Here is a 13,521-nt window from a genome sequence, read left to right as displayed (position 1 = left end):
CGATGGAAGCGGCCGTGGTAACGGGCACAGCCCAGGGGGGTGACGCTGCGGGACGGGTGGCCCCGGCCGGAGCCACCGCGGGAGCGGGATCGCGTCGTCGTCGCTACTGGCGCGCCGGGCTCCTGCGCGGTGGCATCGAACTCCGCCACCTCGTCCGCAACCCCAAGGAACTCGGCGGCCATCTGGTCAACGTCGTCGTCGCGCTGCTGCTCGCCGGCTATATCAGCGACGAGGTCCCCGGCACCCGGGTCCCGATGGCCCATCTGACGCTCGCGGGCTTCGCCGCCTATCTGCTGTTCCAGATCGGGCTGGTCAATCTCCCGCAGATCCTGGTGACCGAGCGCGAGGAAGGCACTCTGCTGCGGCTGCGCGCCACTCCCGGCGGCATACCCGCCTATCTCGTGGCCAAGTCCCTGCTGGTGGTCGCCGTGGCGTTCGGGACCCTGGTCGTCCTGCTGGGGGCCGCCGCGGTGCTGGTGGACGGGCCGCTGCCGCACGGGCCCGGCGGGTGGCTGACGCTGCTGTGGGTCAGCGCGCTCGGGCTGCTCGCCGTCGTCCCGCTGGGGGCAGCCATCGGCGCCGTGCTGCCGAACCCCCGTGAGGCGCTTGCGTTGATCATGCTGCCCGCGATGGGTCTGCTGATCACCTCGGGAGCGATGTTCCCGCTCACCTCGCTGCCCGTTGTGGTCCAGAAGATCGCCTCGGTCTTCCCGCTGAGGTGGATGGCCCAGGGCCTGCGCTCGGCCCTCCTGCCGGACGCCGCGCGCGCCGCGGAACCGGCCGGTTCGTGGGAGCTGCCGACCGTGGCGCTGATACTCACCGCCTGGGCCGTCCTCGGCTTCCTGCTCGCCGTCCCGCTCCTGCGCCGCGCCGCCCGCCGCGAGTCCGGCTCCCGCCTCTCCGAACGCCACCGCAAGGCGGGGTGGAGCGGCAGCCGGACGGCCTGAGCGGGAGCCGCCCAGTCCGGACCGTCCGGACCGTCCGACGCGGACGGAGGGACCCGGGGGGGGAGGCGGATGGCTCGGCGGAGACGGGTGATCCGGGCCAAGACGGACGGTCCGGGAGCGCCCGGCTCCCGGTTGGCGTCACACCCCCACCCAATGATGGAGTTGACCCATGAACTTCACGGAGCGAGACCGTGCCAGTCAGCGAGACGATGCCATTCAGGCAGCCATCGCGCGGGGGCTGGTAGGCCCCGGCGAGCCCGTTGCCGGACTGCTCGACATCGCCGGGATCCGCCGCTCGGCGGCCGAACTCCGCGCCGCCTTCGAGGAGTTCACCGCGCCGGGCACCCCGGTCCTGCACGCCTTCGCGGTGAAGGCCGCCTCACTCGTCCCCGTACTGCGGCTGCTCGCTCAGGAAGGGCTCGGCTGCGAGGTGGCCAGCCCCGGCGAGCTGGCGCTGGCCCGTGCCGCCGGGGTGCCGGTCGCCCGGACCGTTCTGGACTCGCCGGCCAAAACCCATTCCGAGCTGCGCGAGGCGCTGGCCCTCGGGATCGCCGTCAACGCCGACAACCCCGAGGAGCTGGCCCGGATCGACGCGCTGATGGCCTCGGCGCCGAGCAGCGCGCCCATCGGCCTGCGGGTCAACCCCCAGATCGGCGGCGGCAGCATCGGGGCGATGAGCACCGCCACGGACACCTCGAAGTTCGGCGTCGGGCTGCGTGACGAGGGCGCCCGCGACTGGGTCGTACAGGCCTTCCTCGCCCGCCCCTGGCTGACCCGGCTGCACGGCCACGTCGGCTCCCAGGGCATGCCCCTGGAGCTGATGGCCGCGGGCGTCACGGCCCTGTACCACCTCGCCGAGGAGATCAACGAGAAGGCCGGCCGGCGTCAGATCGACACCCTCGACATCGGCGGCGGCCTGCCGGTCAACTTCTCCTCGGACGCCACCACCCCGACCTACCGCGAGTACGCCGCGCTGCTGCACTCGACCGTCCCCGGCCTGCTGTCCGGGCGCTACGGTCTCGTCACCGAGTTCGGCCGCTCGCTGCTGGCCAAGCACGGCACGGTCCTCGCCCGGGTCGAGTACGCCAAGTCGGCCGGCGGCCGCCCCATCGCCGTCACCCACGCCGGCGCCCAGGTCGCCACCCGTACGGTCTTCGTCCCCGAGTCCTGGCCGATCCGGGTCGCGGCGTACGACGCCGAGGGGCGCCCCAAGACGGACGCTCCGGTCGCCCAGGACATCGCGGGGCCGTGCTGCTTCGCGGGTGACCTGGTCGCGGAGAATCGTCCGCTCCCCCGTCTGGAGGCCGGCGATCACGCCGCCCTCCTGGACACCGGCGCCTACTATTTCTCCACCCACTTCGCCTACAACTCCCTCCCCCGCCCCGGGATTTACGGCTATGCGGCGGACGCGGACGGCGGCGTCCGCTTCGCGACCGTCCGCACCCCGCAGACCCTGGAGGAACTGACCGCGGAAAGCGGTGGTGCGCACGCGAAGTCGCTGGGCGAGCTCGGGAGGGAGTAGGGGGCGGGCACCCGGCGGACGAAGCCCTTCTGCCGGGTGCCCGCCGCGCGCCACTCAGCGGCCGGCTCGCACTCCTCCGGTCCTCGGCCCCCGGACTGTCCCGTGACAGCCGGAGGATGATCCATTGCCGTCCGGGTTTGCCACCCGTACGTCCTTCACGGCGCAGCCTGACCGGTTTCGGCCGATGGGCCACTGAGAGGCCGCTGGGCCACTGAGGGTCAGTGGCCGCCGGACGGGACGTCACAGCCCGAGTGGTCGGGGTAGCCACCGAAGGCGTCCGCCTCGGTGGCCCTGCTGTTCATCGTGCCCTCCAGACACAGCGGAGAGGCGTCGATGAGGAAGCTGACTGCCGCGGGACCGTTCTGGTGAGACTGCACCCTGCCGGCGGAGTAGCCGAGGCCGGTGAGCGCGCTGCGGGTGCTCCCGGGGTCGAAGTCAGCACGCTTGCGCAGCGGTTCGAGCGCATTCTCGATGCGTCTGACGGCCGCGAGCCCGTCGCAGCGGCGCTGACCGTGCAAGGGGAAGGGGACCCGGAAGCCGTGGTTCTCGGCGTAGTGGTCGGCGGGCGGCGCGGTGTGCCCCGAGGAGTGCGTCGGTGCCGGGGAGGGACTTTCGCCGGGGCACGGAAAGTCCGCGGGTCTGCTCGGGGTCGCCGCCGCCGCCGCCCGCGAGGACTCGGCCGCACCGGCGCCGCCCTCCGGCCGATGCGTTCCGCATCCCGCCGCCAGCATGCCCCACACGCCCAGCACCGCCATCGGCAGCATCCCGCGCCGGGCCCCCGTCGTCCTGATCATCGCCATGCGCCGATCCTCCTCCGCGGCACGGCAGACGTCCTGGGCCTTTTCCGCACCGGGGCGCACGAATCCGGTCAAACTTCGGTGACGAACCATCAGTCGTCGGCACCCCGGCACCGTCCACCGTCCTGGGACATGGGAGAGGGGAGAGGGGAGAGGGGACACGGCCCGGCCTGGCACGACACCACACGACATGGCACGGCATGGCCGCCTCACTCCACGAACAGCCCCCGTGCCGCCGCCCCCGCGTCGAATTCCTCCAGCCGGGCCTGGGCGTCCGGGAGTGCGTCGCACATCGCCTCCAGCAGTACGCGTCCCAGGAGCATGGGAGCGCAGGCCGTGTCGAAGGCCAGGCCGGTGCCGACGGGGGCCGGGAGCAGGAGGTCGGTGTGGTGGGCGACGGGGGCGAAGGCGCTGTCGGCGACGGTGACGACGGTCAGGCCGGCGGTGCGGGCGTATTCCAGCGCGTCGACGACCTCGCGGGGGTGGCGGGGCAGGGCGAAGCAGAGCAGGGCGCTCGCACCGGCGCGTACCGCGGCGTCGATGCGGTCGGTGAGCATGGTGCCGCCCTCGTCGAGCAGCCGGACATCGGGGTGGACCTTACGCGCGAAGTAGCTGAAACCGGCGGCCTGGGCGGTGGCGGCGCGCAGGCCGAGGACGGGGAGCGGCCGGGAGGCGGCGAAGAGGCGGCCGGCCTCGACCACCGGCGCCGGGTCGGCGAGGGCGGCGGCGAGCCGTCGGAGGTTGTCGATCTCCGCCTGGACGGCCTGCTGGTACTCGTTGTAGGAGCCGGTGTCGCCGGGCTTGTCCGCAGGGGCGACCTCGCGCAGATGGCGGCGCAGCGCCGGGTAGCCGTCAAAGCCGAGGGCGACGGCGAAGCGGGTGACGGACGGCTGGCTGACCCCGGCCAGTTCCGCCAGTTCGACACTGGAGAGGAAGGGGGCGTCGGCGGCCCGGCGCACCATGCAGTGGGCGATCCGGCGCTGGGTGGGGGTCAGCCGGTGGCCCTCGAAGAGCTTCTGGAGACGGGCGGCCGTACCGGTGTCCGCACCGGAGAGGTCTGCTTCCGTGGCGGCGGCCCTGCCGGTGGCGTCCCTGCCGGTGCCCTCCCTGCCGATGGTGTCCGCCCCGGCGCTCCCCTCCGCACCCGCGTCCGTCCCCGCACTCGCGTCCGCACCCACACCCGCGTCCGCGTCCGTCCCCGAGTCCGTGGCAACCGGCGCGCCCGGCACCCGGCCGCCCCCGCCCCGCGGCCCGTCGCCGGTCACACCGGCACTCGCGCCGCCACTCGCGCCGCCGGTCGCGCCGCCGTTGTCCCCGTCCCCGCTCATCGCCTCTTCTTCCCGGCCCGGTCGGGGGCCTGTCCTGTCCTGTGTCGCCGACTGTACGGAATTCCTGGCCCGCTCCGGTCCGCGCTACGCGCCGCGATCCGGCCGTAAGAGCGCCGGGCCCCTACCCCATCACCGCCCACCCGGCGGCCCGCCCCTCTCCACCCTCCCCCACTCCCCGCTTCCCTCCCCCTACAGCTCCGCCAGCCCGTCCAGCAGACCCGCCGCGACCGCCACGTCCTCCGTCAGCGGCCGGTCCTCCATCCGCGGGTCGAGGGCGTCGGCGGCGAAGGCATAAGCGGCGGCGAGCGGGATGTCCGGGTCGGGTTCCAGGGAGCGCATCCGCAAGGCCCGTACGGTGGCGACCAGTTCGCAGGCGAGGACCTGGCGGTAGTGCGTAGCGGCGCGCAGGCTCTGGCGCGCGCCCAGGGAGGCGAAGCTGGCCTGTTCCTCGACGCCGCGGGAGAGGACGGCATGGCCGAGCGAGGCCGGCTGGGAGACCGCGCGCATCTCGCCGAGCGCGGCACCGGCCGCGTATTCGAGGATCATCACGCCGGAGCTGGCCGGTGCCGCGTCCCCGAGGAACGGCCGCAGCCGGGTGAAGTCGGGCTCGGAGAGCGCGGCGAGCCGCGCGGTGGAGAGCTGGGCGGTCTGCAGCACGGCCAGTCGGAGGGCGTCCAGCGCGAGCGCGGTGTGTGCGGCGTAGAAGTTGCCGTGGTGGTAGGCGGCCTGGTCCTCGATGCTGATCAGGGGGTTCTCGGCGGCGGCGTTCACCTCGACCGTCAGCACCCCGTCCAGGGTGTCGGCGGCGTCCAGCGCCGGGCCGTGTATCTGCGGGATGCAGCGGAAGCCGTACGGGTCCTGGATACGGCCGAGGGGCGGGGCCGGGCGGGGCGGGACGCCGGAGAGGGTACGCAGCCGGGTGGCGGCGGCCGCGGAGCCGGGGTGCGGGCGGGCGAGCATGACCGGCTCGGCGAACGGCTCGTACGAGCCGCCGACCGCGAGCAGCGAGAGGGCGGCGACGGGGAGGGAGGCGGCCAGGAGCCGGCGCAGTTCGTCGAGGGCGAGCGTGGACTGGCCGAGGGTGAGGGCGTTGCTGCTGATCAGGGCGAGGGCGTCGTTGTTGTCGAGGGCGATGGGGGCGGGGGCCCGGCCGCCGGGCACGCAGTGCCAGGGGTGTTCGCCGGCCAGCGCGAGTCCGGTCTGGGCGAGCGCGGCCAGGTCGCCGGTGCCGACGCCGCCGTGTTCGTTGACGACGGGGATTGCGCCGGTTTCCAGGGCGGTGAGCAGGGAGGTGATGACGGCGGGGTTCAGGCCGGCGCCGCCCGCCAGCAGCTGGTTGGCGCGTACCGCGAGCATGGCGCGGACCTCGCGGCCGGGCAGCGGGTCGCCGATCGCGCCGGCGTGGCTGCGCAGCAGGCGCAGTCCGTGCTCGGCGTCCGCGGCCCCGACGTCCTCCGTGCGGTTGGCGCCGACGCCGGTGCTGCGCCCGTAGACCCGGCCGGTGGCGGCCAGGCGGCGTGCGGTCTCCCAGGATTCCTCGGCGCGGGCGAAGGCCTTGGGGTCGGGCGCCGTGGGGCGCGCGGTGCGCTGTGCGAGGGCGGCGATATCGGCGCTGTGCAGGGCGGTGCCGTCGAGCGTGATGCGCCGGCCGGCACGGGGGCCACTGTCCAGCATGTGAGATACCAAGGGGTTCAACTCCCTCTTATAACGCGCTTTGTGGACGTAATCCCGACACCCCTCTCCGTACGGTGAGCCGAAGCAGCAGGCGAGGGGCAGACGACTCACTCCCACCTATTGACTTCTATTCACGTGCCTATGACTCTGCATGACACTATGCAGGCCGGGCAAGGGGCAGCGGATGATCAAGTTCGACGCAGTCAGCAAGCGATACCCGAATGGCACCACCGCCGTGGACGAGCTGTCCCTGGACCTGCCCGAAGGCGGGGTCACCGTCCTCGTCGGCTCGTCGGGCTGCGGCAAGACCACCACCCTGCGGATGGTCAACCGGATGGTCGAGCCGACCTCCGGCAGGATCAGCGTCGGCGGCCGCGACATCCAGGAGGCGGACGCCGCCGAGCTGCGCCGCGGCATCGGCTATGTCATCCAGCAGTCCGGCCTCTTCCCTCACCGTACGATCCTGGACAACATCGCGACGGTCCCCCTGCTGCTGGGCTGGGGCCGGCGCAAGGCCCGCGCCCGCGCCGGCGAGCTGCTGGAGCTGGTCGGCCTGCCCGCCGACGCCGGCAAGCGCTATCCGCACCAGCTCTCCGGCGGCCAGCAGCAGCGGGTCGGCGTGGCCCGTGCGCTGGCCGCCGACCCGCCGGTGCTGCTGATGGACGAGCCGTTCGGCGCCGTCGACCCGGTCGTGCGCACCCAGCTGCAGAACGAGCTGCTGCGGCTCCAGGAGGAGCTGCGCAAGACCGTCGTCTTCGTGACCCACGACATCGACGAGGCGGTCCGGCTGGGCGACCGGATCGCGGTCTTCCGCACCGGCGGCCGGCTCGTCCAGTGCGCCGAGCCCGCCGAGCTGCTGGCCCGCCCCGCCGATGACTTCGTCGCCGGCTTCCTGGGCGCCGAGCGCGGGCTGAAGCTGCTCTCGCTCACCACCCTCGCGGATGTTCCGTACGCCCCCGGCCGGGCGATACGCGCCGACGACCCGGTCGGCCGGATACCCCGCGACGGCGGCCGCTGGCGGGTGGTGACCTCACCGCGCGGGGAACCGCTGGGGTGGCTGGACACCGACGCACTGCCCGCCGGCGGGACGGCCGGCGAGGCCCCGCTGGAGGCCGTACGGCCGCTGCGCGACGGCGATTCGCTGCTCTCGGCGCTCAACGAGGCGGTCTCCTCTCCCGCCGCAGCCGTCGTCCGGGTCTCCGACGACGGGCTGCTGACCGGCCTCACCTCCCGCGACGCCATCCACGACCGGGCGGGCCGCAGCCACGCGGAGGCGGGCCGGGCGCCGACCGCCGGGACCGCCGCCCCCGAGCCGACCCCCGGGAGGCCCGCCCCGGGGACGCCCGCCCCCGAAGCGCACGCCCCCGCAGACACCCCCACGGACAGCCCCGGCGACACCCCCGAAGACGCCGAGCCCCCCAAGCCCCCCTCCGCCACGGAGCGCCCCGCATGACCATCGAGTGGGGCTGGTTCCCCGACCACGCCGACGAGATGGCCCGCCTGACCGCCGACCACCTCGCCACCGCCGTACCCGCCGTCCTCCTCGGCCTGCTGATCGCGCTGCCGCTGGCGGTCCTCGCCCACCGGATACGGCCGCTGCGCGGCATCATCCTGGGCGCGTCCAACATCCTCTACACCATCCCCTCCCTAGCCTTCTTCGTCCTCCTCCTGCCGGTCACCGGCCTCACCCGCACCACCGCGATCGTCGGTCTGACCGCGTACACCCTGGTCGTCCTCGTACGGAACACCGTCGAGGGGCTGGACGCGGTCCCGGTCAAGGTCCGTGAGGCATCGGCCGCAATGGGGACCGGGCCGCTGCGCACCCTGCTCACCGTCGAGCTGCCGCTCGCCCTCCCGGTGATCATGGCGGGCGTCCGGGTCGCCACCGTCATGTCCATCTCCCTGGTCAGCGTGGCGAGCTACATCGGCTACGGCGGCCTCGGCCAGCTCTTCACCGACGGCTTCCAGCGCAACTTCCCCACCCCGGTCATCGCCGGTGTGGCCCTGACCCTGCTGCTCGCCCTGGTCGCCGACGCGCTGCTGGTGACCGTCCAGTGGCTGTGCACCCCCTGGCGGCGCGGCACCTCCCGGCAGCGCACCTCTCTGCGGCGGAAGGCAGCGTGACGCGCCGATGCTCGAACTCCTGAAGAACCTCGCCGCCTGGCTGACCAGCCCGGCCCAGTGGTCGGGCCCCGAGGGCATCGCCGCACGCATCCTGGAGCACCTGGAGTACTCGGTGCTCGCCACCCTCGCCGCGGCCGTGATCGCGCTGCCCGTCGGCCTGCTCATCGGGCACACCGGACGCGGCGCCTTCCTCGCCGTCAACCTCTCCTCCTTCGGCCGGGCGCTGCCCACCGTCGGCCTGGTCACCCTGGTCTTCCTCGCGGGCGGGCTGAGCGTGTGGCCGGTGTATGTGTCGCTGGTCGCGCTCGCCGTGCCGGTGATCATCACCAATACGTACGCGGGGATGGCCGCCGTCGACCCCGAGGTCAAGGACGCCGCCAAGGGCGTGGGGCTGCGCGGCCACCAGGTCCTGTGGCAGGTCGAACTCCCGCTCGCGCTCCCGCTGATCATGACCGGCGTACGGCTGGCGACCGTGCAGGTCGTCGCCACCGCCACCATCGCCGCCTATGTCAGCTTCGGCGGGCTGGGCCGCTATGTCTTCGACGGGCTGGCGCAGCGCGACCTGGTGCAGGTCCTCGGCGGTGCGGCCCTGGTAGCCGTGCTCGCCGTCGTCGCCGACCTGGCACTGGGCGGGCTGACCCGGCTGCTGTTCCGCGGCCGCCCGGCCACCGCACGCTGACCGCCTGCCGCCCGGCCACCCGCACGCTGAGCACCCGCCGCCCCCGCCCCCTACGTACGCACCCGAGGAGCCCGCCCATGAACCGCCGTACCGCCTTGACCGCTCTCCTCGCCGGCGCCTCGGCCCCGCTGCTGGCCGCCTGTTCCTCCGGCATCACCTCCCTCAAGGGGGACGGCGCCGGCGGCGACAGCGGCAGCAGCACCGGCGGACTGGTCATCGGCACCGCCAACTTCACCGAGAACCAGGTCCTCGGCTACCTCTACGCGGGCGTGCTGACCGCCGCCGGGGTCAAGGCCACCGTCAAGCCCAACCTCGGCTCCCGCGAGATCGTGGTCCCCGCGCTGCGCTCCGGCGATATCGACCTGCTCCCCGAGTACCAGGGCAGTCTGCTGCTCTACCTCGACAAGAAGGCCACCGAGACCGAGGCGGGCGCGATGCAGAACGCGCTGGCCACCGTGCTCCCCGACGGCCTGGAGATCCTGCCCTACGCGGCCGCCGAGGACCGCGACAGCTTCGCGGTGACCCGCGCGACCGCCGACCGCTACGGCCTGAAGACGCTCGCCGATCTGCGCAAGGTCAACGGCAAGCTGGTGTTCGGCGCGGCCGCCGAGATGAAGAAGCGGGTCGTCGGGCTCGTCGGCCTCAAGGACCAGTACGGGGTGGAATTCAAGGAGTTCAAGGCGCTGGACTCCTCCGGTCCGCTGGTCAAGGGCGCACTGAAGAAGGGCGATATCGACGTCGGCAACGTCTTCACCACCGACGTCGACACCGCGGAGAACGGCTGGGTCCTGCTCGCGGACCCCAAGCACCTCATCCCCGCCCAGCACATCGTCCCGCTGATCGCCGCCCGCAAGGCCGACTCCAAGGTCCGCAAGGCCCTGGCCCGGCTGGGCAACACCCTCACCACCGCCGACCTCACCGAGCTCAACCGCCTCGTCGACAAGGAGAAGCAGGACCCGGACCGGGTGGCCGACGCCTGGCTGAAGAAGCACAAGGTGAGCTGAGCCCCGGCGGCGGCCGCACGCCTCGCGCCACCGCACGCCTCACCCGGGCGGCGGGCCTCACCCGGGCGGCGGGCCGCCGTGCCGGAGCGGCAGGCCGAACAGCGGGAACAGCCGCTCGGTGTCCAGGAAGCACTGCAGCGCGGTGACCCGGCCCTCCGCCGTCTCGATGACCTGGATCGCCCAGGGCGTGCCGTCCGCGCGGTACTGCCCGAACGCCGGCCGGCCGTTCGCCGCGACCGGCACCAGACGCGACCCCTCGCAGCCGCAGCCCGGCCCCAGCATCCACTTCACGATGTCCTCGCGGCCGCGCAGCCACAGCTCCAGCGGCGGCATGGAGAGCGTGGAGTCCTCGTGCAGCACGGCCGTGAGCGCGTCCATGTCGAACCGTTCGAAGGCGTCGACATAGCGCCGCAGCAGCGCCTGCTGGGCGTCGTCCAGCGGCTGCCGCACCACGTCGGCGGCGTCACCGGAGGCGGCGAGCGTCGCGCGGGCCCGCTGCAGGGCGCTGTTGACCGAGGCGACCGAGCTGCCCAGCAGCTCGGCGACCTCACTCGCCGACCAGCTGAGCACTTCCCTCAGGATCAGCACCGCCCGCTGCCGGGGCGCCAGCCGCTGCAGCGCGGCGATGAACGCCAGGCGGACCGACTCCCGGGCGACGGCGGTCTCCGCCGGGTCCGCCGCGGACGCCAGCACCCGCTGGTCCGGTACGGGCCCGATCCAGGTCGCCTCGGGCAGGCCGGTGCCGATGGGGCCGTCCACGCTCGACGGGGAGGCGAGATCCATCGGCCGGGCCCGGCGCTGACCACCCTTGAGCAGGTCCAGGCACACATTCGTGGCGATCCGGTAGAGCCAGGACCGCAGGGACGCCCGCCCCTCGAACCGGTCGTAGGCCCGCCAGGCCCGCACCATCGTCTCCTGCACGGCGTCCTCGGCCTCGAACGCCGAGCCCAGCATCCGGTAGCAGTAGCCGGTCAGCTCGGTGCGGTGGGCCTCCAGCCGGTCCACGGGCTCCTGCCGGGCCACGGGTTCCTTCGCGTCCGCGGGCTCGGTCCGGGGCGGGCGGCCCGTGCCGCCGGCCACCGGTCCGGCCCCGCCGTCCGCCGTGGTTCCGCTCGTCGAGGACCGTTTCATCGAGGACCCACCCATCCGCCCGTCGGCCGACCGCCGGCACGCGCCCGACGCTACCGGAGCATCCCGCACCAGTCTGCTCCTCGGCACGGGGCTCCGCAGCCGGGGGCCGGTCGCGTAAGAACCCGGGGAACCGGGACGCGGGAGACCCCGGGAGCCGCCCCCGGTGGAACGACGCAAAGGCGGGCCGGACCCCACGGTCCGGCCCGCCCCCGCGTCTCAGGTCATCTGCGCAACTGCACGCCGCGCAACACCCCTCCGACGACCGCTCCGGCCACGATGCTCAGCCCGAGCCGGGCAGGTTCCGTCAATCCGGAGAACACGGTGTGCGTGAGCGCGAAAACGACCACGACCACGAGAACTCCGGCGATCAGCGCCTTTCTCATTTCTTGCCCATCTTCAGCACTTGCCCGTCAACAGCGCTTGCCCGCCATCAGCAATCGGAAAGCGAAAGCACCGCGCCGGATACCAGGCCTCCGAAAGCCCCCGCCGTGGCGCCCGCGGCACACCCGGTCTCGGCGCCCGCTATACAGCCGCCTATCCCGCCGGACACCACATAATCCTTGATCTTGCCGTCGGCGCACTCGGCGTAGCTCTCGGCCGCCACGCTCCGCGCGGTGACGCCGAGATCCCGGAAGCTACGGGTCGCCCGCACGGTCACCGTGGCGCCCTCGGCACGGTAGCTGACGTGCGCCGTCTTGCCGTTCTTCAGTTTGATGGCGGTGCCCAGCGAACCGACCGTCCGATGGCCGGGACCGACCAGCTCCAGCTTCTTGCCGGCCACGGTGAAGTGGTACCCGGCGGGCATGGAAAGGGTGGCCGTCAGCGTTTTGGCGTCCGGCGACCTGAGCGACTTCAGCTTGAAGCCCTTGACGGAACTCACCGATTTCGCGGAATGCGGCGCACTGTGCGCGGAGGCAGGACCGGCCATCCCCGTAAGGGTCAGTGCGGTGAGTGCGGTCGCAGCGGTCTTACGGAACCTCATATATCCCCGTTTCCCCGTGTGGATCGATTCCTTGATCAGCCTATGGGTGACGTCGCAAATGCAAGATCCATAGCAAGTAATTTCGGGGTAAACGCGGCCGCTTACGGGGAAGTTCGGCAATCGAGCGAGCTGACGGGGCGCCACCTGCGGGCCACAGGAAGGCCTTTCGGGTGCCCCGCTACCGCCGCGCCGCCACCGCCGACCCCCGTTCCGAGAGGCGCGGGGCGCACAGGATGCGCTTGCGGCGGACCCGGCGGCCCTCGATGGCGGCGACCGCGAGGCGGGCGGCCTCCTTGGCGATCTCGCTCAGGCCCCAGTCGACGGTGGTCAGGGGCGGGGTGAGGACCCGGGAGACGGGGTGGTCGTCGAAGCCGACGACCGAGAGGTCACGGCCGACGGTGAGGGAGGCCTCGGCGGCGGCCGCGTAGACGCCGTAGGCGATGGAGTCGGAGAAGCAGAAGACGGCGGTGACCGGGACGGGACCGGCCGGACGGCGGCCGTCCGGGCTGTTGGCCAGGACCCGGCGGGCCATCGCGGTCGCCTCCCCCAACTCCTGCGGACAGGGCAGGACTTCGGCCTCGATGCCGAGCCGGTCGGCGGCCTCGCGCACATAGACGTCGGCGGGGCGGTCGGGGGTGGACGGGCCGGTGGGGGTCAGCACGGTGACCCGGCGGTGCCCCAGCCCCCGGAGGTAGTCCAGGACGGCATCGATGCCGGCCCGGTTGTCGAAGAGCACTTCGCCCGCCGTACGGGCCCGGCTGAGGGCGTCGCCGATGGAGACCACCGGCACCGCGTCGGCGATCGCCGACCAGCCCTCGGCGGACGGGTCGACGGGCGAGACCAGCAGGCCGTCCACCCGCTGGTCGCGCAGCTGCTTGGCGAGGGCCAGCTCCCGTCCGGGGTCGCCGCCCGCGTCGAGGATCAGCGCATAGCGGTCGCCGGCCAGCAGCTCACGCCCTATCGCCGCCATCAGCTGCTGCTGCCAGAGGTCCTGCAGATCACCGGCGAGCACCCCGACCGTGCTCGTACGGCCGCTGGCGAGGGCGCGGGCGATCGGATCGGCCTCGTAGCCGAGCTCGGCGGCGGCCTTGCGCACCCGCTCCTCGGTTTCCTTGGAGACGTGCTTGCCGCGCAACGCGTAGGAGACGGCCGCGGTGGAGAGGCCGGTGGCCTCGGCCACCTCGCGGAGGGTGGTGCGCTTATTGGGCCTGGCCATGTCCGGAAGCCTACCCAAGGAGGGCGCGGCAGCCGGTCACGATGCGGCGCCCGCCGGGCGGCACCCCGGGGCGGCAACGGCCCGCCGGATCCGGCAGGGCCTTGACAGCGTCGTCGG

At 73.2% G+C, this 13,521-nt stretch carries 13 protein-coding genes; 6 read left to right on the top strand and 7 right to left on the bottom strand.

The features are described from left to right. The first annotated feature begins 2 nt into the window (after positions 1–2). Positions 3–947 (top strand): ABC transporter permease, encoded by a 945-nt coding sequence (locus D9V36_RS26895; RefSeq protein WP_241721353.1) that lies wholly within the window; start codon positions 3–5, stop codon positions 945–947. A 169-nt stretch (positions 948–1,116) separates the two neighbouring features. Then, the gene (locus tag D9V36_RS26890) at positions 1,117–2,469 is read left to right on the top strand and encodes a diaminopimelate decarboxylase (RefSeq protein WP_129296017.1); all 1,353 of its coding nucleotides are present in this window, start codon (positions 1,117–1,119) and stop codon (positions 2,467–2,469) included. A 218-nt stretch (positions 2,470–2,687) separates the two neighbouring features. On the opposite strand, the gene D9V36_RS41115 is transcribed toward D9V36_RS26890, so the two are convergent. The 3 genes from D9V36_RS41115 to D9V36_RS26875 all read right to left on the bottom strand — a co-directional run bounded on the left by D9V36_RS41115 (position 2,688) and on the right by D9V36_RS26875 (position 6,268). Continuing rightward, on the bottom strand, positions 2,688–3,269 hold the full coding sequence (locus D9V36_RS41115; protein ID WP_164993039.1) for a hypothetical protein: 582 nt from the start codon (positions 3,267–3,269) through the stop codon (positions 2,688–2,690). 206 nt (positions 3,270–3,475) lie between these two features. Then, positions 3,476–4,381: a MurR/RpiR family transcriptional regulator gene (locus D9V36_RS26880; protein WP_431357763.1), complete on the bottom strand. Its 906-nt coding sequence runs from the start codon at positions 4,379–4,381 to the stop codon at positions 3,476–3,478. Positions 4,382–4,783: 402 nt separating this feature from the next. Beyond that, entirely contained in the window at positions 4,784–6,268 is a 1,485-nt protein-coding gene (locus D9V36_RS26875) for an aromatic amino acid ammonia-lyase (protein ID WP_129296016.1), read from the bottom strand. A 184-nt stretch (positions 6,269–6,452) separates the two neighbouring features. Here D9V36_RS26875 and D9V36_RS26870 point away from each other — a divergent pair, with 184 nt between their 5' ends. From D9V36_RS26870 to D9V36_RS26855, 4 genes are all read left to right on the top strand, one after another. Further along, entirely contained in the window at positions 6,453–7,721 is a 1,269-nt protein-coding gene (locus tag D9V36_RS26870; protein WP_241721052.1) for an ABC transporter ATP-binding protein, read from the top strand. Then, on the top strand, positions 7,718–8,392 hold the full coding sequence (locus D9V36_RS26865; protein ID WP_129296015.1) for an ABC transporter permease: 675 nt from the start codon (positions 7,718–7,720) through the stop codon (positions 8,390–8,392). Before D9V36_RS26870 ends, D9V36_RS26865 begins: the two co-directional genes overlap by 4 nt. Before the next feature lie 7 nt (positions 8,393–8,399). After that, positions 8,400–9,071, top strand: a complete 672-nt coding sequence (locus D9V36_RS26860) for an ABC transporter permease (RefSeq protein WP_129296014.1) — start codon at positions 8,400–8,402, stop codon at positions 9,069–9,071. 77 nt (positions 9,072–9,148) lie between these two features. Beyond that, on the top strand, positions 9,149–10,075 hold the full coding sequence (locus tag D9V36_RS26855) for an ABC transporter substrate-binding protein (RefSeq protein WP_129296013.1): 927 nt from the start codon (positions 9,149–9,151) through the stop codon (positions 10,073–10,075). Positions 10,076–10,132: 57 nt separating this feature from the next. Here the strand turns inward: D9V36_RS26855 and D9V36_RS26850 are convergent, their stop codons facing one another. The 4 genes from D9V36_RS26850 to D9V36_RS26840 all read right to left on the bottom strand — a co-directional run bounded on the left by D9V36_RS26850 (position 10,133) and on the right by D9V36_RS26840 (position 13,404). After that, the gene (locus D9V36_RS26850; protein ID WP_241721051.1) at positions 10,133–11,206 is read right to left on the bottom strand and encodes a sigma-70 family RNA polymerase sigma factor; all 1,074 of its coding nucleotides are present in this window, start codon (positions 11,204–11,206) and stop codon (positions 10,133–10,135) included. A 221-nt stretch (positions 11,207–11,427) separates the two neighbouring features. Beyond that, positions 11,428–11,589, bottom strand: a complete 162-nt coding sequence (locus D9V36_RS41110) for a hypothetical protein (RefSeq protein ID WP_164993038.1) — start codon at positions 11,587–11,589, stop codon at positions 11,428–11,430. A 47-nt stretch (positions 11,590–11,636) separates the two neighbouring features. Then, the gene (locus tag D9V36_RS26845) at positions 11,637–12,134 is read right to left on the bottom strand and encodes a hypothetical protein (protein WP_129296012.1); all 498 of its coding nucleotides are present in this window, start codon (positions 12,132–12,134) and stop codon (positions 11,637–11,639) included. A 232-nt stretch (positions 12,135–12,366) separates the two neighbouring features. After that, positions 12,367–13,404, bottom strand: coding sequence for a LacI family DNA-binding transcriptional regulator (locus tag D9V36_RS26840; protein ID WP_129296011.1), 1,038 nt, complete (start codon positions 13,402–13,404; stop codon positions 12,367–12,369). Positions 13,405–13,521: the final 117 nt, after the last annotated feature.

Source organism: Streptomyces lydicus, from assembly GCF_004125265.1.
Lineage (GTDB): Bacteria > Actinomycetota > Actinomycetes > Streptomycetales > Streptomycetaceae > Streptomyces > Streptomyces lydicus_C.
The sequence above is the reverse complement of the archived record's forward strand: the minus strand, read 5'-3'. Positions and strand labels throughout refer to the sequence as shown.

Excerpts from the sequence above, each read along its gene's own strand:
- D9V36_RS26895 (WP_241721353.1), top strand. The coding sequence starts at position 3 with ATGGAAGCGGCCGTGGTAACGGGCACAGCCCAGGGGGGTGACGCTGCG.
- D9V36_RS26890 (WP_129296017.1), top strand. The coding sequence starts at position 1,117 with ATGAACTTCACGGAGCGAGACCGTGCCAGTCAGCGAGACGATGCCATT.
- D9V36_RS41115 (WP_164993039.1), bottom strand. The coding sequence starts at position 3,269 with ATGGCGATGATCAGGACGACGGGGGCCCGGCGCGGGATGCTGCCGATG.
- D9V36_RS26875 (WP_129296016.1), bottom strand. The coding sequence starts at position 6,268 with ATGCTGGACAGTGGCCCCCGTGCCGGCCGGCGCATCACGCTCGACGGC.
- D9V36_RS26870 (WP_241721052.1), top strand. The coding sequence starts at position 6,453 with ATGATCAAGTTCGACGCAGTCAGCAAGCGATACCCGAATGGCACCACC.
- D9V36_RS26865 (WP_129296015.1), top strand. The coding sequence starts at position 7,718 with ATGACCATCGAGTGGGGCTGGTTCCCCGACCACGCCGACGAGATGGCC.
- D9V36_RS26860 (WP_129296014.1), top strand. The coding sequence starts at position 8,400 with ATGCTCGAACTCCTGAAGAACCTCGCCGCCTGGCTGACCAGCCCGGCC.
- D9V36_RS26855 (WP_129296013.1), top strand. The coding sequence starts at position 9,149 with ATGAACCGCCGTACCGCCTTGACCGCTCTCCTCGCCGGCGCCTCGGCC.
- D9V36_RS26850 (WP_241721051.1), bottom strand. The coding sequence starts at position 11,206 with ATGAAACGGTCCTCGACGAGCGGAACCACGGCGGACGGCGGGGCCGGA.
- D9V36_RS41110 (WP_164993038.1), bottom strand. The coding sequence starts at position 11,589 with ATGAGAAAGGCGCTGATCGCCGGAGTTCTCGTGGTCGTGGTCGTTTTC.
- D9V36_RS26845 (WP_129296012.1), bottom strand. The coding sequence starts at position 12,134 with ATGGCCGGTCCTGCCTCCGCGCACAGTGCGCCGCATTCCGCGAAATCG.
- D9V36_RS26840 (WP_129296011.1), bottom strand. The coding sequence starts at position 13,404 with ATGGCCAGGCCCAATAAGCGCACCACCCTCCGCGAGGTGGCCGAGGCC.